Source organism: uncultured Kluyvera sp. (genome assembly GCF_902485085.1).
In the GTDB taxonomy this organism is placed as follows: domain Bacteria; phylum Pseudomonadota; class Gammaproteobacteria; order Enterobacterales; family Enterobacteriaceae; genus Kluyvera; species Kluyvera ascorbata.
On sequence record NZ_CABTJS010000162.1, the window covers coordinates 1 to 17,950 of the forward strand.

The following is a 17,950-nucleotide window of genomic DNA, read 5'->3' on the forward strand; positions in this document are numbered from 1 at the left end:
CCGCCCGCTTTACCGCGGCCACCAGCGTGAACCTGACATTTCACTACCCACGGGCCAGCGCCGATTTTTGAAGCGGCTTCTTCTGCTTCACGCGGAGTAGTACAGGCATAACCCACCGGAGCCGGTAAGCCATAGCGGGCAAAGAGTTGTTTTGCCTGATATTCATGTAAGTTCATGTGTTCTATCCATCCTATAAAATGTTGTTGAGTTGTTGTCTGGATTTTTTCGTTCAGATAGCCCGAGCGAAACAACGCTCGGGCGACTCTTTACTACACGTCCAGCAGAAGACGGGTTGGATCTTCTAACAGCTCTTTAATTGCCACCAGGAAGCCTACAGACTCGCGCCCATCGATCAGACGGTGGTCATAGGACAGTGCCAGGTACATCATCGGCAGAATTTCCACTTTGCCATCAACCGCCATCGGACGGTCTTTAATGGCGTGCATACCCAGAATCGCGCTCTGAGGCGGGTTGATAATCGGGGTAGACATCAGGGAGCCGAAAACGCCGCCGTTGGTAATGGTAAAGTTACCGCCGGTCAGGTCTTCTACAGTCAGTTTGCCGTCGCGGCCTTTCAGCGCCAGCTCTTTAATGTTCTTCTCAATGTCAGCCATGCCGAGCGCATCAACGTCACGCAGTACTGGAGTCACCAGGCCACGTGGCGTAGAAACCGCCATGCTCACATCGAAGTAATTGTGATAAACCACGTCTTCACCATCGATAGACGCGTTCACTTCTGGGTAGCGTTTCAGCGCTTCGACTACCGCCTTCACGTAGAAGGACATGAAGCCCAGACGGATACCGTGACGTTTTTCAAACGCATCACCGTACTGCTTACGCAGGTCCATGATTGGTTTCATGTTAACTTCGTTGAAGGTCGTCAGCATCGCGGTAGAGTTTTTCGCTTCCAGCAGACGCTCGGCTACGCGCTTACGCAGACGGGTCATCGGAACACGTTTCTCGGAGCGACCTGCCAGCGGAGCAACCGGCGCTGCGGCTGCCGCAGCCGGTGCAGCAGCGGCTTTCGCCGGTGCTTTCGCCAGGTGTTTCTCAACGTCTTCACGGGTCAGACGACCGCCAACACCGGTGCCTTTAATCGCGCTGGCATCCAGATTGTGCTCAGCCAGCAGGCGACGAATCGCCGGGCTCAGCGCATCGTTATTCTGCTCTTCGAGTGAGGCCTGTTGGCGCTGAGCCGGGGTAGACTCTTTGCTTTCAGTTTTAGCGCTGGTTTCTTTACCACCGCTGTTGCCTTCACGCAGGCGACCCAGGATTTGACGGGAGGTGACGGTAGTACCTTCATCTTCCAGAACGGCATCCAGAATGCCATCCGCCGACGCCGGTACTTCCAGTACCACTTTGTCAGTTTCGATTTCTACCAGCACCTCATCACGAACTACCGCATCGCCCGGTTTTTTATGCCAGGTGGCCACGGTCGCATCTGCTACGGATTCAGGCAGGTCAGGGACCAGAATATCTACGCTACTCATTTTGTATCCTTAATTAATCGACGTTCAGCGCGTCATTGACCAGATCTTGTTGCTGCTTCTGGTGAACGGACATATACCCTACCGCCGGTGAGGCGGAGGCTGGGCGACCTGCGTAACGCAGACCAGCACCAAATGGAATCACATCACGGAAATGATGTTGGCTGCAGTACCAAGCACCCTGGTTAAGCGGCTCTTCCTGGCACCAGACAAAATCATGCACGTGAGCATAAGATTTCAACACTTCTTGTACCGCCTGGTGCGGGAACGGATACAGCTGTTCGATACGCACGATAGCGACATCTTTCTGATCGTTCTTGCGACGCTGTTCCAGCAGGTCGTAGTAAACCTTACCAGAGCACAACACCACGCGTTTCACGCTTTGCGGATCCAGTTCGTCAATCTCACCGATGGCCGGCATAAAGGTGCCGTTTGCCAGCTCGTCCAGCGTAGAGACCGCCAGCGGGTGGCGCAGCAGAGATTTCGGTGACATCACCACCAGCGGACGGCGCATCCCGCGCAGCGCCTGACGACGCAGCATGTGATAAACCTGTGCCGGGGTAGACGGTACGCAAACCTGCATGTTCTGCTGTGCGCAAAGCTGCAAATAGCGCTCCAGACGCGCGGAAGAGTGCTCCGGACCCTGACCTTCATAACCGTGTGGCAGCAGCATAACCAGACCGCACATACGGCCCCATTTCTGCTCGCCGGAGGAGATGAACTGGTCGATAACCACCTGCGCACCGTTGGCGAAGTCGCCGAACTGCGCTTCCCAGATGGTCAGCGTGCGCGGCTCAGCCGTCGCGTAACCGTATTCGAATGCCAGAACCGCTTCTTCAGACAGTACGGAGTCCCACACCTTAAATACGCCCTGCCCGTTATGCACGTGCTGCAGCGGAGTGTAGGTAGAACCGTTAGACTGGTTATGAATTACCGCGTGACGGTGGAAGAAGGTGCCGCGACCAGCGTCTTCGCCGGACAGACGGACGGGAATGCCTTCATCGACCAGCGTGGCGTACGCCAGGTTTTCCGCGCCGCCCCAATCGAACAGCTTCTCGCCCGCCGCCATCGCCTGACGGTCGCCGTAGATTTTCGCTACGCGAGATTGCATTTCGATGGCTTCTGGTACGGTACTGATACGGGTAGCCAACTCCTGCAGGCGCTTCATCTCAACTTTGTTCGGGTAGCTTTCGTCCCACTCATGGTTGAGGTATGGCGACCAGGTAAAGGAGTGCAGGTTCATCGGACGCCACTCTTTCACCACGCATTCGCCCGCGTCCAGCGCGTCGCGATACAGGTTGACCATCTCAGTGGCATCTTCCAGCGTCGCGACTTTGTCCGCTTCCAGCTTGTCAGCATAGATTTTACGCGGGGTCGGATGCTTTTTGATTTTCTGATACATCAGCGGCTGGGTTGCGCTTGGCTCGTCGGCTTCGTTGTGGCCGTGACGGCGGTAGCACACCAGGTCGATGAACACATCGCGTTTAAAGGTGTTACGGAAGTCCAGCGCCAGACGGGTGACGAAAGCAACAGCTTCCGGGTCATCCGCATTCACGTGGAAGATTGGCGCCATCACCATCTTACCGATATCGGTGCAATATGGGGTTGAACGCGCATCCAGTGGGTTAGACGTAGTGAAGCCCACCTGGTTGTTGATAACGATGCGAACGGTACCGCCCACTTCGTAACCACGCGCTTTGGACATGTTCAGGGTTTCCTGAACCACGCCCTGACCGGTTACCGCGGCGTCGCCGTGGATGGTAATCGGCAGAACTTTATTGCTGCTTGGCTCGTCCAGACGGTCCAGACGCGCACGCACGGAACCGATAACCACCGGGCTCACGATTTCGAGGTGTGACGGGTTAAACGCCAGCGCCAGGTGAACCAGGCCGCCTTCGGTTTCGATGTCGGAGGAGAAGCCCATGTGGTACTTCACGTCACCGGTGCCGAGGTGTTCTTTATGCTTGCCGGAGAACTCGTCGAACAGCTCCTGGGACTGTTTACCCAGAACGTTGATCAGCACGTTCAGACGACCGCGGTGCGCCATACCCAGCACCACTTCACGCGTACCGCTCTTGCCCGCATGGCGGATCATCTCTTTGAGCATCGGTACCAGCGCATCGCCGCCTTCCAGCGAGAAGCGTTTTGCCCCCGGGAATTTCGCGCCCAGGTAGCGTTCCAGACCTTCTGCCGCAGTCAATTCGCTCAGGAAGCGTTTTTTCTCTTCTGCGCTAAAGGTCGCATGCCCCGCTTCAAAACGCTGTTGGATCCAACGTTTCTCTTCGGTGTTCGTGATGTGCATGTATTCCGCGCCGATGTGGCCGCAGTAGGTCTGTTTGAGAGCATCAATCAGATCGCCGAGCTTCATCGTGTCTTTGCCGATGGCGAAAGAACCTACGTTAAAGCTCTCCTGGAAGTCGGCCTCAGTCAGATCGTGGAAAGCGGGATCTAAATCAGCCACTTTATCCTGCTGCCACAGTCCCAGCGGATCGAGGATCGCGTTCTGGTGACCACGGAAGCGATAAGCGTTGATAAGCTGCAGGACTTTAACCTGCTTCGCATTCGTGTCAGGGTCGGAAATCGAAGAAGAGTAACGTGAGGCATCCTTCGCCAGACGACGGAAATAATCACGTGTTTTGGAATGAAATTGATCCGGTTTGACTCCGGTACCAGGTAACTGCTGGAACATTGAACGCCAGTGAGCGTCGACAGAGTCAGGATCGGTTAAGAAGTCTTCATAGAGCTGTTCTATCCAGCTCTGGTTCGCGCCAGAGAGGTAAGAAGAGTCCAGCCAGGCTTTCATTGCGCCGTTCTGCATCGTGATCCCTTAAGCATCTTATGCTTATTTCGCCGTGGATAACTACGACGTACGCCGGTATAGCACACGTCCCAGGGTTCACTTGCGAGCTCTTGTATTTGCACTGGCCCGCGAAGGAACCTTTAGAAACTGTCTTAAGCGCTTTGCGCTCACCCTTTCTCATGAGAGAAAGCAGATTTGGCAGTTTTTAAAGGTTTCCTGCATTTTTGTTGCCTGATGGCGCTTCGCTTATCAGGCCTACGGGGATGTAGGCCGGATAAGACGGTACGTCGCCATCCGGCAACAATGACTACTTACGCACTACGTTGCAGCAGCATCGACTTAATGTGGCCGATGGCGCGCGTCGGGTTCAGACCTTTCGGACATACACTGACGCAGTTCATGATGCTATGGCAGCGGAATACGCTGAAAGCGTCACTTAACCCTTCCAGGCGGCTGTCGGTTTCGGTATCACGGCTATCAATTAAGAAGCGATACGCAGCCAGCAGGCCTGCCGGGCCGATAAACTTGTCCGGGTTCCACCAGAATGATGGGCAAGAGGTCGAACAGCATGCACAGAGAATGCACTCGTACAGGCCATCGAGTTTCTCACGCTGCTCTGGCATCTGCAGATGCTCACGAGCCGGAGGATTTTGCCCATTATTCAACAAGTAAGGCTTAATCTTCTCATACTGTGCGTAGAATTGCCCCATGTCTACCACCAAATCGCGGATAACCGGCAATCCAGGCAGCGGACGGATAACAATTTTCTTACCCGGCTGATTCAGCGCGGAGATCGGCGTGATGCATGCCAGACCGTTTTTCCCGTTCATGTTCAGACCGTCAGAACCACAAACCCCTTCACGGCAGGAGCGGCGGAACGACAGGCTTGGATCTTTTTCTTTCAGCTGCATCAATGCATCCAGCAGCATCATGTCGCGACCTTCTTCCGCTTCCAGGGTGTAATCCTGCATGCGCGGAGCATCGTCAACGTCCGGGTTATAACGATAAACTGAAAACTCGAGTTTCATATTCCTGTCTCCGCATTAATAAGTACGAATCTTCGGCGGGAATGCCGGACGCAGTTTCGGTTCCATATTGACGCTACGACGCGTCATGGATTCCGACTCTGGCAGATACAGGGAATGGCACAGCCAGTTTTCATCATCACGATCCGGGAAGTCGAAGCGGCTATGTGCGCCACGGCTTTCGGTACGGAAGTTTGCAGACACCGCGGTGGCGTAAGCCGTTTCCATCAGGTTATCCAGCTCCAGACACTCAACGCGCTGAGTGTTGAATTCGCTTGAGGTGTCATCGAGACGGGCATTTTTCAGACGCTCGCGAATCGCTTTCAGCTGCTCAAGACCTTTGGCCATCGCATCGCCTTCACGGAATACCGAGAAGTTATGCTGCATACATTCCTGTAGCGCTTTGCGAATTTCGACCGGATCTTCACCGTCACGGTTACCGTTCCAGCGATTCAGACGTTCCAGAGAAGCGTCGATTTCTTCTTCGGTCGCATCACGCAGTACGCCCTGCTCGGCGATAGACTCTTGCAGATGCAGGCCCACAGCGCGGCCAAAGACCACCAGGTCAAGCAGCGAGTTACCGCCCAGACGGTTTGCACCGTGAACGGATACGCAGGCAATTTCACCTACTGCGAACAGGCCAGGAATCACTACATCTTCGCCCTGCTCGTTCACGGTCAGCGCCTGACCGCTTACTTTGGTCGGAATACCGCCCATCATGTAGTGGCAGGTTGGGATAACCGGAATAGGTTCTTTAACCGGGTCAACGTGTGCGAAGGTACGAGACAGCTCCAGAATGCCCGGCAGACGGGATTCCAGCACCTCTTTACCCAGGTGATCCAGCTTCAGCTTGGCGTGTGGACCCCATGGGCCGTCACAGCCACGACCTTCACGGATTTCGATCATGATGGAACGCGCCACCACGTCACGACCCGCCAGGTCTTTCGCATTCGGCGCATAACGCTCCATGAAGCGCTCACCGTGTTTGTTCAGCAGGTAACCACCTTCACCACGGCAGCCTTCTGTCACCAGAACGCCCGCGCCGGCGATACCGGTTGGGTGGAACTGCCACATCTCCATATCCTGCACCGGAACACCGGCGCGAATAGCCATACCAACGCCGTCACCGGTATTGATGTGGGCGTTAGTGGTGGACTGATAAATACGCCCTGCCCCGCCGGTTGCCAGCACGGTTGCGCGCGCTTTGAAGTAAACCACTTCACCGGTTTCGATGCACAGTGCGGTACAACCCACAACGGCACCATCGGCATTTTTCACCAGGTCCAGCGCATACCACTCGGAGAAAATAGTAGTGTGGTTTTTCAAATTCTGTTGATAAAGCGTGTGCAGCAGTGCGTGACCGGTACGGTCAGCCGCCGCTGCGGTACGTGCCGCCTGCTCGCCGCCGAAGTTTTTCGACTGACCGCCAAACGGACGTTGATAGATGGTCCCATTCTCCAGACGGGAGAACGGCAGCCCCATGTGGTCCAGTTCCAGAATCGCTTCCGGACCGGTCTTACACATATATTCAATGGCGTCCTGGTCACCGATATAGTCCGACCCTTTTACGGTGTCGTACATATGCCATTCCCAGTTATCTTCATGGGTATTACCGAGCGCAACGGTGATGCCACCCTGCGCAGATACGGTATGGGAACGGGTTGGGAACACTTTAGACAGCAGCGCACAGGTCTGGCCGCTTTGGGAAATTTGCAGCGCCGCGCGCATACCTGCGCCACCGGCACCAATCACAACAGCATCAAATTCTCTGACTGGCAGTTTCATCACACACCCCACACCACAACAAATCCATAGATAACGTAAACCAGCAGGGCCACAACAATAACCAGTTGCAGCGTCAGGCGCAGAGCCAGTGGTTTAACGTAGTCGGTCAACACCTGCCACATGCCGATCCAGGCATGAATCAAGATAGAAAACAGAGCCAGCAGGGTGAACACTTTAGTGAACGCAGAGGCAAAGAAACCGCTCCAGATTTCCCAGGTGACTTCACCGTGAATCGCAAAAAAGCCCACCATGTAGATGATGTACAGAGTCAGGACAATAGCGGTGGCGCGAACGAGGATGAAGTCATGTACGCCGTTGCGTCCTAATGCTGAGGCGTTGCTTACCATACGAGGACTCCTGCAAGAATTGAAAGCACGACAGTAATAACAAAAGAAATTTTCGCAGAGCGCTGACCGGCTTCGAGGGTTTCTTCGATATAACCGAAATCCATTAACACGTGACGAATACCTACGACAGCGTGATACGCCAGCGCAGTAAGGATGCCCCACATAATGAATTTAACGAAGAAGCTGCTCATAATAGAGGAAGCGGTCAGGAAGCCTTCCGGGGAGGAGAGACTGGTGCCCAGCAGCCATAGCAGAATACCGACCGCCACAAACGTGATCACACCGGATACGCGATGGAGAATGGACGCTATCGCTGTTATTGGGAACCGGATTGTTGTCAAATCCAGATTGACAGGTCTTTGTTTTTTCACATTTCTTATCATGAATAACGCCCACATGCTGTTCTTATTATTTCCTTCCTCCGGTCCGCAGGCGGGTCAAGCAGCGTCCTTTCTATAACTTCGCGTCATGGTTAAATCTGCTCACAGATGCTAAATCGACACGTTAAAACGCTGGGTGGCTCGGGATTGCAGGGTATTCCGGAGACCTGGCGGCAGTATAGGCCGTTCACAAAATCATTACAATTAACCTACATATAGTTTGTCCGGTTTTATGCAGAACAGTGATCATGCTCACGATTAAAACAATTTTTTAAAAATTAATCACGTGAGTTGACAAATATTAAACATTATTGTTACAACCATCACCTGTAAAAGCATATAATGCTCAAAAGTTATGGGGTCACTCTTTCACCTGATAATAAGTTATGTAACAGTGTGACGGTATTGACCGAACTTATCAGGACAGTTATTAGTGTTATACAGGTTTGAATCATCGGATTGCTAAGACCCTGATTTGCTGTTGTTTCACTGTAGATTAGACGTGCACCGTCAAGCGCCCTTGCTCTGTACCCTCGCTTTATCTCTACAGCAGAGCCGTGAGCCAAATAACAAACTGGCAACGTCGAAATATGTTTTGAATTGCAAATCCGGCATCCAGCAGTCTTAAGCAAAAAGGCGCTAAGGAGACCGTAAATGGCTGATACGAAGGCAAAAATCACTCTATCAGGTGATACTGCTATTGAACTGGATGTGCTAAAAGGCACGCTCGGTCAGGATGTTCTTGATATCCGTAGTCTGGGTTCGAAAGGCATTTTTACCTTTGACCCTGGTTTTACCTCTACCGCATCTTGCGAGTCTAAGATTACTTTTATTGATGGCGACGAAGGGATTTTGCTGCATCGCGGCTTCCCTATCGATCAGTTAGCCACAGAATCTAACTATCTCGAAGTGTGCTACATCCTGCTGTACGGTGAAAAACCGTCCCAGGCTGAATTTGACGAGTTCACGACTACCGTAACTCGCCACACCATGATCCACGAGCAGATCACCCGTTTATTCCATGCGTTCCGTCGCGACTCTCACCCTATGGCGGTGATGTGCGGGATTACCGGTGCGCTGGCGGCGTTCTATCACGACTCTCTGGATGTGAATAACCCGCGTCATCGCGAAATTGCCGCATTCCGCCTGCTGTCGAAAATGCCGACCATGGCCGCGATGTGCTACAAATATTCCATTGGTCAGCCGTTTGTGTATCCACGCAACGACCTCTCCTACGCCGGTAACTTCCTGCGTATGATGTTCGCGACCCCATGCGAAGATTACGAAGTGAACCCGGTCCTGGAACGCGCGATGGATCGTATTCTGATCCTGCATGCTGACCACGAGCAGAACGCATCCACCTCTACCGTGCGTACCGCCGGTTCTTCTGGTGCTAACCCGTTCGCGTGTATCGCGGCCGGTATTGCTTCTCTGTGGGGGCCAGCACACGGCGGTGCCAACGAAGCAGCACTGAAGATGCTCGAAGAGATCAGCTCCGTTGAGCACATCCCTGAATTCGTGCGTCGTGCGAAAGATAAGAACGACTCTTTCCGCCTGATGGGCTTCGGTCACCGTGTCTACAAGAACTATGACCCGCGTGCCACCGTGATGCGTGAAACCTGCCACGAAGTGCTGAAAGAACTGGGCACTAAAGATGATCTGCTGGAAGTGGCGATGGAGCTTGAGCACATTGCGCTGAACGACCCGTACTTCATCGAGAAGAAACTGTATCCGAACGTCGATTTCTACTCCGGTATCATCCTGAAAGCGATGGGTATTCCATCGTCCATGTTTACCGTTATCTTCGCGATGGCGCGTACCATTGGCTGGATTGCGCACTGGAACGAAATGCACACCGACGGCATGAAGATTGCGCGTCCGCGTCAGCTGTACACTGGCTATACGCAGCGTGACTTCAAATCAGACCTCAAGAAGTAATCGAGAGTTTGAGAGTAAAAAAGCGCCTGCGGGCGCTTTTTTTATGGCTGTGGTGGGCGTTTTTCTCGGGGTCGCTGCGCTCGCCCGGGAGATCTCACCGCTTAATGCTGACACCCCGGACACCAATAAAACGGTCTTGAGGACAGCATCGTCTTCTCAATAATGCCACCGCAGCGCTCGCACGCCTCGCCATCGCGATGAAACACCTTAAAGCTGAACAACGCGCCGTGATGCTTGTTATCATCCACCTGCCCGCGCGTGTTGTAGGAGAGCCGAGGAATGTCGAGCAGCGCATGCGACAGCGCCTCAAGCTGCTGTTCATCCAGCTGCGAAGCTTTATGATTCCCGGTTAATCTCACCTGCCAGAGGATCTCAACCCGAAGATAGTTACCCAGCCCCGCAAGAAACGCCTGATCCAACAACAGGCCAGAGAACTGGCGGTTGCGGAATTTTGCCGACAGCAGCCGCGCTTTTACCGCCTCCGGCGTTAAGGCCATATCAAGCACATCGGGCCCGACACGTAGTAAAAACGGGTGCGTTTTTACCTGCTCTGGCGTCAGCATCTCAATATCAGAAGCGCTGTAGAGCAGAATCGCTTTGTCCGCGGTTTGTAATTTTACCCGCAGCACCCGCGTGGTATCTGGCATCTCCCCGGCATTAACCACTCGCCACACGCCGTAGAGTTGATTGTGGCTGTAGAGCGTCAGGCCACCAGAAAAATGGGTCAGCAGCGCTTTACCGCGGGTTTCAACGTGGGTGACGTGCTGGCCTATCAGATCGGGGGCATAAGAGGATAATTCAGGGTAGGCAAACCAGACTTCAGTCAGCGGTTTATCCTGAATCGCCTTTTCCAGGCTGTCCGCCGCCCGGCGGATCTCTGGACCTTCAGGCATAGTGATGGCTCCCTTTCAAACGTCAAGGCAACAATATTATCAATAATACGTTTGGCTCGCACACGGCGCGTCGAATACAAGAACGGGTGCATGAGGATAGCAACAACACCGAAAAAAGGCGGGGATGACTCCCCGCCGGCGCTCTTACTTAACAGATTCGTAAGCTGTGAAGACAGCGAGCTCCGCGTGGCCGGTTCGGAGCCGTACCTCGCAGAGATCTTCTCTTGTGATCAGCACCACCAGAACGAAAGTGATACAGATAACAATCAGGGCGATAACCATCGCCTTTTCCTGTTTCATAGCCTGCTACTCCTTGACCCGAAGGTCGGTAAGAGGCTAACCTTAATGGGTCTAGCATTAGATTTGGCCTCAGATTAATGTTTAACGTCCTGCAAGACGTTGAAGGTTATCTGGGGCTTTTCTCTATCTGCCTTTCGGCTAATGCCTGAGACAAATAGCCTCAAGCACCCGCCGAGAGTGTACTGCAATACCCGCCCGTTTCAGCCTTGATGAATTCCGAATTACCAGTGGGTTTGTCAGTGCTCGCTTAACAACATCATGCCGTTATCTGAATACCCTGCGCCGTAAATTCACGCCGCAAGCGACGAGCGAACGCCAGCGCATGTGAGCCATCGCCGTGTAAGCAGACCGTTTCCGCCGTTACCCTGGACCACTGACCGTCAACACTTCTCACTCGCCCGCGCTGCACCATATCCAGCGTTTGCGCCAGCGCCTGGTCTTCATCGCTAATCAACGCGTCCGGCTGGCCGCGGGGTACCAGAGAACCGTCAGACTGATAGCCGCGGTCGGCAAACACTTCCTGACGCGTGGCGAGTCCGTAGCGCGTTCCGGCGTGAATCAGTTCGCTTCCCGCCAGGCCGACCAGAATAAGCATCGGATTGGTCGCGAACACCGCCTTAGCGATAGCATCCGCTAAAGCGGGGTCTTTAGCGGCCTGGTTATAGAGCATACCGTGCGCCTTCACGTGACGCAGTACGCCGCCCTCAGCCTGGACTATCGCTGACAGCGCACCGATTTGATACAACGTCTGGGCATAGACCGTTTCCGGCGGTAGCTGCATCGTGGTACGGCCAAAATTATCCCGGTCGGGGAAGCTTGGGTGCGCCCCCACGGCCACGCCATTTATCAGCGCGGCACGTACACAGGTCAGCATCGTGCTGGCATCCCCAGCGTGAAAGCCGCAGGCAATATTGGCCGATGACACCAGCGTGAGCAGTTCGGCATCGCTAGCCGCGCCTTCACCGAGGTCGGCGTTAAGATCAATCTTCATCATTCAGTCGCCAGGCCAGTTGTTCCAGATAACGCTGCTGATCGTGTCGCGCTTTTAGCGCCTCTTCCAGCGAACACTGGATAAAGTGTATCGGCTGTCCGAGCGGGATTTGCGCCAGTTGAAACATGTCGGCCTCAATAATGCAGGCAATACGCGGATACCCGCCGGTGGTCTGCGCGTCGTTCATCAACACAATGGGCTGGCCATTATGCGGCACCTGAACCACGCCAGGCACCAGACCATGAGATACCAGCTCGCGAACGTTGTCACGCACCAGCGGCTGCCCTTTCAGACGGTAACCCATACGGTTACTTTGCGGACTTAACTGCCACGGAGAACGCCAGAAGGTCTCCTGAGAAGTGGCATCAAACTCATGATATTCTGGCCCCGGCAGCGCACGAATACGGTTGCTGGCGATAAGCGGCTTGATGCCGCGCGGCTCGCGGAACGTACGCACTGGTTGACCCAATGGCAGCACATCACCATCTTGCAAACACCGGCCTTCGAAGCCGCCTACGCCGACGTTAAGATCGGTACTACGCGAGCCCATCACGGCAGGCACATCAATGCCGCCAGACAGCGCCAGATAGCTGCGAATGCCGTGCTTCGGACGTTTGAGCGTCAGTGTCTGCCCGGCTTTCGCCCAGTGCCGCCAGCCGCTCCACACTGCCTCGCCGTCGAGCGTGGCTTCGCAGCCAGCTCCGGTAAGGGCAAACCAACCTTCAAGAACAAAGGTGAAGGTTGCCATGCCCAGGGTTATCTCCAGCGCCGCGGCGTTGGCATCATTACCAACCAACAGGTTCGCCGTTACCAGCGCTGGTTTATCCAACGCCCCACAACGGCTTACGCCGAACTGCCGTAATCCTTCGCGACCTGCATCCTGAACCGAGGTATACATGCCTGCACGAGTCACCTTCAGCATACGCCCTCCTTTTGCGGCACAAAGCGCACCGTATCACCGGGGCGTAGTAAAATCGGCTCCTCACGATTAGGCGAGAACAGCGGCAAAGAAGTGCGGCCAATCAGCTGCCAGCCGCCCGGCGTAGACAGTGGATAAATTCCGGTTTGCTGGCCACCGATGCCCACGGAGCCCGCGGGTACTTTTAACCGCGGCTCGGCGCGACGTGGCATTCTCAGGGGTTCCGGCAGCCCACCGAGATACGGAAAACCCGGCTGGAAGCCGAGGAACCACACGACGTAGTCAACCGATGCGTGCAGCTCCACCACCTGCCGCGGCGTCAGGCCGCTAATGTGGGCCACTTCAGGAAGATCAGGCCCCTGTTCACCGCCGTAAATTACGGGAATATCAATGGCCCGAAATTCAGGCTCCAGGGCTTCGCTCTCTTCCCACCAGCGCTGAAGACGTTCAATCGCATCCAGCGCCAGGCTCTGCGGGTCACGTAGCGTGACCGTGATATTATTCATGCCCGGAATGACGTCCACCACGTCCGGCAACTTTGCCGCCCGCTGAGCCAAACGCCAGACTCGTTTCTGCGCCGCCAGCGTCACCGGCGGCTCCAGCTCCAGTACGACAGCCGTTTCACCTAACAGATAACAACGTGCTCGCTGCACTTTATTCCCTCATCATCAGGCCGGATTGGGGATGTCCACGAAGGTGACATCCAGCTCGGTCGTTTCAGTGAGCCACTCGCCGAGGGCGCGAATACCGCCGCGCTCCGTGGCATGGTGGCCCGCTGCATAAAAGTGTAGCCCCTGCTCGCGGGCAGAATGAATAGTCTGTTCTGACACTTCACCGGTAATAAACGCATCGACGCCAAAACGAGCTGCGCTGTCGATAAAGCCCTGACCGCCACCGGTACACCAGGCAATACGAGAGACCTTATCTGGCCCGGTATCCCCACTCCATAGCGGTTTACGCCCCAGACGGGCTTCAACCCACGACGCCAGCTCCAGACCAGATACCGGCATCGACAGCTCACCCCAAGGCACCAGCGGTTCGATTTCCCCCATCACGTTGATACCAAGAAGCTGTGCCAACTGCGCGTTATTGCCCAGCTCAGGATGCGCGTCCAGCGGCAAATGCCAGCCATAGAGGTTAATATCGTTTTCCAGCAGGGCTTTCAGACGGTTACGTTTCATACCGCGAATCACCGGCGACTCACCTTTCCAGAAATAGCCATGATGCACGATTACCGCATCCGCCTGCTGACGCACGGCCTCATCAATCAGCGCCTGGCTGGCGGTCACGCCGGTGACAATTTTCTGCACCGTGTCACGGCCTTCAACCTGCAGGCCGTTAGGGGCGTAATCGCTGAAGGCGGCACCGTTGAGTTTTTCATTAATCAATTGTTCTAGTTCGGTATTTTTCATCGTCGCTCTCTTCAAAAGTGATGCTCTACTACAGGATAAAATAGCGTTCCCAGCGCATTGCGTCGATACACAATTCGTTAACCTCTTTCCGGACCCGCTTAATTACGCGCAATAAGTGCTTAAACAACACAATTTGTCTGTTTTTGTGTGACCAAAATCATGTATATTTATGCAACCACACCGCATATTACAAAGATAATACGATTATCCTCGTATTATTACATAAATGAAACAAAGCCTTGCGTAGCGTGATGTTGCCGGGTTTCGAGGTCTAATTGGTAATGAATAAATCACATTCGCAGCCTAAGGCAATTTACTACGTTGTCGCGCTGCAAATTTGGGAATACTTTAGTTTCTACGGCATGCGCGCACTGCTGATCCTGTATCTCACCAATCAACTGAAATACAACGATACCCACGCTTACGAGCTGTTCAGCGCCTACTGTTCACTGGTTTACGTCACGCCAATTCTTGGCGGCTATCTGGCGGATAAAGTGCTCGGCAACCGGATGGCGGTGATGCTGGGCGCCCTGCTCATGGTCATAGGCCATATGGTGCTTGGGGCCAGTGAAGTGGCGCCGATGTTCCTTTATCTGTCGCTGGCGATTATCGTCTGCGGCTACGGGCTGTTTAAATCCAACGTCAGCTGCCTGCTGGGTGAACTGTACGAACCTACCGATCCACGCCGTGACGGCGGTTTCTCGCTGCTTTATGCGGCGGGTAACGTCGGTTCTATCGTCGCGCCTATCGCCTGTGGTTTCGCACAGGAACAGTATAGCTGGGCCATGGGCTTCACCCTGGCGGCAGTGGGTATGCTGGCGGGTCTGGTTATCTTCATCAGCGGCCGTCGTCACTTTGCCCACACCGCCGGTGTGAACAAAGAAGTGCTGTGCGCGAAGAAGTTCCTGCTGCCCAACTGGGGTTGGCTGCTGGTGCTGCTGGTGGTTGCGCCGCTGTTTATTACCGTGCTGTTCTGGAAAGAGTGGTCGGTCTATGCGCTGATCGTGGCGTCAATCATCGGTCTGGTGGTGCTGGCAAAAATTTATCGTCGCGCCGAAACCGCCGAACAACGTAAAGACCTGCGCCTGATTGTCGTACTGACCTTCTTTAGCCTGCTGTTCTGGGCGTTTGCTCAGCAGGGCGGCAGCTCCATCAGCCTCTATATCGACCGTTTCGTTAACCGTAACGTGCTGGGCTATGAAGTGCCAACCGCGATGTTCCAGTCGGTTAACGCCTTTGCCGTGATGCTGTGCGGTATCGTACTGGCCTGGCTGATCAAAGAAAAAGTGACCACCAACCGCGATCTGCGTCTGTGGGGCAAATACGCATTAGGCCTTGGCCTGATGAGCGCAGGCTTCTGCATTCTGACCCTGAGCGCACGTTTGTCCGCAAGCTACGGCCACTCCTCCATGCCACTGATGCTGCTGGGGCTGTCGGTGATGGGCTTTGCCGAACTGTTTATTGACCCGGTGGCGATGTCGCAAATCACCCGCATCCAGATCCCGGGCGTCACCGGCGTGCTGACCGGCATCTATATGTTGCTTTCCGGTGCGGTGGCAAACTACGTGGCAGGGATTATCGCCGACCAGACCTCTCAGGGTTCATTCGACACCGCGGGCGCGGTGGATTACTCCATCAACGCCTACATTGACGTGTTCGATCAGATAACCTGGGGCGCACTGGCCTGTGTCGCCGTCGTGCTGGTTATCTGGCTGTACCATACGGTGAAAGTTCGCTCCCGCCGCCTGGCCGCCGAAGCGTAACCACAACCTGTATCCCGGACGAGGCGCGCCAGCGCCAACTCCGGGAATTCTCCAGTATCACATCCCGTGTTTTTTTGCCGCTTCGTAAGCAGCAAGCGTTGCTACCCTCGCCTCAGCATGATCGACAATGGGTCGCGGATAGTTAATCTCAACCTTCTGCTTTTCCGCCCACACCCACGGCTGGTGAATCGCCTTCTCCGGCACCTCGGCTAATTCCGGTAGCCACTGACGAATAAATGCGCCGCTTTTATCAAAACGCTCCCCCTGTGTGGTGGGATTGAAAATTCGAAAATAAGGCGCTGCATCCGTTCCCGTCGAGGCCGCCCACTGCCAGCCGCCGTTGTTAGCCGCCAGGCAGCCGTCCACCAGCTGTGACATAAAATACTGCTCGCCCTGTCGCCAGTCGATCAGCAAATCTTTGACCAGGAAGCTGGCAACAATCATCCGCAACCGATTATGCATCCAGCCGGTTGCATTAAGCTGTCGCATCGCCGCATCCACAATCGGGTAACCGGTACGCCCTTCCTGCCAGGCGATAAGCGCTTCTGACGGCTCTTGCCAGCACACGCGATCGGTCCAGTCGATAAACGGGCGATGTTTGCAAAGTCGAGGGAAGTAGGTCATCAGGTGGCGGTAAAACTCGCGCCAGATAAGTTCGTTCAGCCAGACGCTACCCGCGCCGCCGTTCAGCGCTTCGGGTTGTTCCGCCAGCAGACGGTACAGGCACTGGCGAGGTGAAAGCACGCCAACCGCGAGGCAGGCCGACAGGCGGCTGGTGCCTTCAATCGACGGGAAATCGCGCTGAGCCTCGTATTCACCCGCGCCGTCCTGACAAAAACGGCGAAGCTGGCCGATAGCTGCCTTTTCATCCGCTGGGAAAAGCGCCGGGTCAAAGGGCTGCTGGGGATACTGAAAATGAATGGTTGCCGCGTCGGTTACCGCCGAAGTATTCCGTGACTCAGGAGCACGCACGCATTCCGGCATGTGCTCTTTTAAGCGCCGCAGCCAGGCATTTTTATACGGTGTGAAAACTTTATACATTTCGTGATTGCCGGTCATCACCGCGCCGGGAGGTAGGATCACGCTGTCATCAAAGCCCTGACAAACCGTGTCCGTCAGCACCCGCTCTACGGCAGCATCGCGCTGGCGCTCGTTGAATTCATACTGGTAGTTATAAAAAAGCTGCGTCACCTCGTGCTGCTGACAAATCGTTTTTACGATTTCGACGCTGGCGGCAAAGTCGGCCACCTCATGAAAAATTAGCGGGATATTTTTCTCTGCCAGCGCCTGACGCAGCGCATTCACCTGCGCGGCGATATAGGCCGCCTGGCGCGGAGCCATATGGTGCGCTTTCCACTGTTCAGGAGTCGCAATAAACAGCGCCAGCACCTGCGCATCGGGATCACGGCAGGCGGCAGCAAGGGCAAAATTGTCGTGCAGTCGGAGATCGGCGCGAAACCAGATCAAATGGGTAGACATAAATATCCTGAATGTATTTATCTAATACATTCATATTACACAATTATTCGATAACGTGCGGCTCGACTGTCTGATGGCGCTGCGCTTATCAGGCCTACAAAAACAAAAAAGCCGCCCTGGTAAGGACGGCTTTGTAGCCCGGCCAAGCGAAGCGCCGCCGGGATTAGCACGACACTATCAATAGAAGCCGCGGGCGGCCTCTTCAGCCTGCGCCATCCATACCGGCTTATCGCTGGTTTTCGACCAGACGCGGTGCAGATAGCTGTAGAAGCGGGCGCGATCTTTCCAGAACAGCATCACCGGTAATGCGACAATCCCCGCCACCACGGCGAAAGTACGACGCAACAACACAATGTGTGCAGGATATTTTCTATACAGGTCCATATTCTCTCCCCTAAGTTGGCCGGCAAGGCACGCCGGAAAATGAAGCT

At 54.7% G+C, this 17,950-nt stretch carries 17 protein-coding genes; 2 read left to right on the forward strand and 15 right to left on the reverse strand.

Features of this window, described 5'->3' with window-relative positions; all coding sequences use genetic code 11:
• The 7 genes from RDN66_RS19750 to sdhC all read right to left on the reverse strand — a co-directional run.
• A partial coding sequence (locus RDN66_RS19750; RefSeq protein ID WP_238780751.1) for an ATP-grasp domain-containing protein occupies window positions 1-176 on the reverse strand: 176 nt, incomplete at its 3' end.
• A gap of 93 nt (window positions 177-269) precedes the next feature.
• Window positions 270-1,490: a 2-oxoglutarate dehydrogenase complex dihydrolipoyllysine-residue succinyltransferase gene (gene odhB / locus RDN66_RS19755; RefSeq protein WP_035892725.1), complete on the reverse strand. Its 1,221-nt coding sequence runs from the start codon at window positions 1,488-1,490 to the stop codon at window positions 270-272.
• Window positions 1,491-1,503: 13 nt separating this feature from the next.
• Window positions 1,504-4,305, reverse strand: coding sequence for a 2-oxoglutarate dehydrogenase E1 component (gene sucA, locus RDN66_RS19760; protein ID WP_035892723.1), 2,802 nt, complete (start codon window positions 4,303-4,305; stop codon window positions 1,504-1,506).
• Between the two features lie 293 nt (window positions 4,306-4,598).
• On the reverse strand, window positions 4,599-5,315 hold the full coding sequence (sdhB, locus tag RDN66_RS19765; RefSeq protein WP_035892722.1) for a succinate dehydrogenase iron-sulfur subunit SdhB: 717 nt from the start codon (window positions 5,313-5,315) through the stop codon (window positions 4,599-4,601).
• Between the two features lie 15 nt (window positions 5,316-5,330).
• The gene (sdhA, locus tag RDN66_RS19770; protein ID WP_035892721.1) at window positions 5,331-7,097 is read right to left on the reverse strand and encodes a succinate dehydrogenase flavoprotein subunit; all 1,767 of its coding nucleotides are present in this window, start codon (window positions 7,095-7,097) and stop codon (window positions 5,331-5,333) included.
• Window positions 7,097-7,444 (reverse strand): succinate dehydrogenase membrane anchor subunit, encoded by a 348-nt coding sequence (gene sdhD, locus RDN66_RS19775; protein WP_035892719.1) that lies wholly within the window; start codon window positions 7,442-7,444, stop codon window positions 7,097-7,099. Before sdhD ends, sdhA begins: the two co-directional genes overlap by 1 nt.
• Entirely contained in the window at window positions 7,438-7,842 is a 405-nt protein-coding gene (gene sdhC / locus RDN66_RS19780; RefSeq protein ID WP_035892718.1) for a succinate dehydrogenase cytochrome b556 subunit, read from the reverse strand. The genes sdhD and sdhC overlap by 7 nt, the downstream gene beginning before the upstream one ends.
• 636 nt (window positions 7,843-8,478) lie before the next feature.
• On the opposite strand from sdhC, the gene RDN66_RS19785 reads away from it, so the two are divergent.
• The gene (locus RDN66_RS19785; protein WP_035892717.1) at window positions 8,479-9,762 is read left to right on the forward strand and encodes a citrate synthase; all 1,284 of its coding nucleotides are present in this window, start codon (window positions 8,479-8,481) and stop codon (window positions 9,760-9,762) included.
• A gap of 101 nt (window positions 9,763-9,863) precedes the next feature.
• On the opposite strand, the gene nei is transcribed toward RDN66_RS19785, so the two are convergent.
• The 6 genes from nei to RDN66_RS19815 form a co-directional block, all read right to left on the reverse strand.
• Window positions 9,864-10,655, reverse strand: coding sequence for an endonuclease VIII (gene nei, locus RDN66_RS19790; RefSeq protein WP_035892716.1), 792 nt, complete (start codon window positions 10,653-10,655; stop codon window positions 9,864-9,866).
• A gap of 144 nt (window positions 10,656-10,799) precedes the next feature.
• Window positions 10,800-10,955 (reverse strand): Hok/Gef family protein, encoded by a 156-nt coding sequence (locus RDN66_RS19795; protein ID WP_035892715.1) that lies wholly within the window; start codon window positions 10,953-10,955, stop codon window positions 10,800-10,802.
• Between the two features lie 256 nt (window positions 10,956-11,211).
• Entirely contained in the window at window positions 11,212-11,946 is a 735-nt protein-coding gene (gene pxpA, locus RDN66_RS19800; RefSeq protein ID WP_202218148.1) for a 5-oxoprolinase subunit PxpA, read from the reverse strand.
• Window positions 11,936-12,868, reverse strand: a complete 933-nt coding sequence (pxpC, locus tag RDN66_RS19805) for a 5-oxoprolinase subunit PxpC (RefSeq protein ID WP_202216221.1) — start codon at window positions 12,866-12,868, stop codon at window positions 11,936-11,938. Before pxpC ends, pxpA begins: the two co-directional genes overlap by 11 nt.
• Window positions 12,862-13,518 (reverse strand): 5-oxoprolinase subunit PxpB, encoded by a 657-nt coding sequence (pxpB, locus tag RDN66_RS19810; protein ID WP_123651705.1) that lies wholly within the window; start codon window positions 13,516-13,518, stop codon window positions 12,862-12,864. The genes pxpC and pxpB overlap by 7 nt, the downstream gene beginning before the upstream one ends.
• Window positions 13,519-13,533: 15 nt before the next feature.
• Window positions 13,534-14,277 carry a type 2 GTP cyclohydrolase I gene (locus RDN66_RS19815; RefSeq protein ID WP_202216222.1) on the reverse strand — a complete coding sequence of 248 codons (744 nt, stop codon included), beginning with the start codon at window positions 14,275-14,277 and terminating at the stop codon, window positions 13,534-13,536.
• A gap of 281 nt (window positions 14,278-14,558) precedes the next feature.
• Between RDN66_RS19815 and dtpD the strand changes: the two genes are divergently transcribed.
• Window positions 14,559-16,040 carry a dipeptide permease DtpD gene (dtpD, locus tag RDN66_RS19820; RefSeq protein WP_202216223.1) on the forward strand — a complete coding sequence of 494 codons (1,482 nt, stop codon included), beginning with the start codon at window positions 14,559-14,561 and terminating at the stop codon, window positions 16,038-16,040.
• A 57-nt stretch (window positions 16,041-16,097) separates the two neighbouring features.
• Here the strand turns inward: dtpD and phrB are convergent, their stop codons facing one another.
• Both phrB and RDN66_RS19830 read right to left on the reverse strand, forming a co-directional pair.
• Window positions 16,098-17,519: a deoxyribodipyrimidine photo-lyase gene (gene phrB / locus RDN66_RS19825; RefSeq protein WP_202216224.1), complete on the reverse strand. Its 1,422-nt coding sequence runs from the start codon at window positions 17,517-17,519 to the stop codon at window positions 16,098-16,100.
• A 177-nt stretch (window positions 17,520-17,696) separates the two neighbouring features.
• A complete protein-coding gene (locus RDN66_RS19830) occupies window positions 17,697-17,903 on the reverse strand; it encodes a YbfA family protein (RefSeq protein ID WP_308538128.1) in 207 nt (68 codons plus the stop codon).
• Between the last annotated feature and the right edge of the window lie 47 nt (window positions 17,904-17,950).

Excerpts from the sequence above, each read along its gene's own strand:
- odhB (WP_035892725.1), bottom strand. The coding sequence starts at position 1,490 with ATGAGTAGCGTAGATATTCTGGTCCCTGACCTGCCTGAATCCGTAGCA.
- sucA (WP_035892723.1), bottom strand. The coding sequence starts at position 4,305 with ATGCAGAACGGCGCAATGAAAGCCTGGCTGGACTCTTCTTACCTCTCT.
- sdhB (WP_035892722.1), bottom strand. The coding sequence starts at position 5,315 with ATGAAACTCGAGTTTTCAGTTTATCGTTATAACCCGGACGTTGACGAT.
- sdhA (WP_035892721.1), bottom strand. The coding sequence starts at position 7,097 with ATGAAACTGCCAGTCAGAGAATTTGATGCTGTTGTGATTGGTGCCGGT.
- sdhD (WP_035892719.1), bottom strand. The coding sequence starts at position 7,444 with ATGGTAAGCAACGCCTCAGCATTAGGACGCAACGGCGTACATGACTTC.
- sdhC (WP_035892718.1), bottom strand. The coding sequence starts at position 7,842 with ATGTGGGCGTTATTCATGATAAGAAATGTGAAAAAACAAAGACCTGTC.
- RDN66_RS19785 (WP_035892717.1), top strand. The coding sequence starts at position 8,479 with ATGGCTGATACGAAGGCAAAAATCACTCTATCAGGTGATACTGCTATT.
- nei (WP_035892716.1), bottom strand. The coding sequence starts at position 10,655 with ATGCCTGAAGGTCCAGAGATCCGCCGGGCGGCGGACAGCCTGGAAAAG.
- RDN66_RS19795 (WP_035892715.1), bottom strand. The coding sequence starts at position 10,955 with ATGAAACAGGAAAAGGCGATGGTTATCGCCCTGATTGTTATCTGTATC.
- pxpA (WP_202218148.1), bottom strand. The coding sequence starts at position 11,946 with ATGAAGATTGATCTTAACGCCGACCTCGGTGAAGGCGCGGCTAGCGAT.
- pxpC (WP_202216221.1), bottom strand. The coding sequence starts at position 12,868 with ATGCTGAAGGTGACTCGTGCAGGCATGTATACCTCGGTTCAGGATGCA.
- RDN66_RS19815 (WP_202216222.1), bottom strand. The coding sequence starts at position 14,277 with ATGAAAAATACCGAACTAGAACAATTGATTAATGAAAAACTCAACGGT.
- dtpD (WP_202216223.1), top strand. The coding sequence starts at position 14,559 with ATGAATAAATCACATTCGCAGCCTAAGGCAATTTACTACGTTGTCGCG.
- phrB (WP_202216224.1), bottom strand. The coding sequence starts at position 17,519 with ATGTCTACCCATTTGATCTGGTTTCGCGCCGATCTCCGACTGCACGAC.
- RDN66_RS19830 (WP_308538128.1), bottom strand. The coding sequence starts at position 17,903 with ATGGACCTGTATAGAAAATATCCTGCACACATTGTGTTGTTGCGTCGT.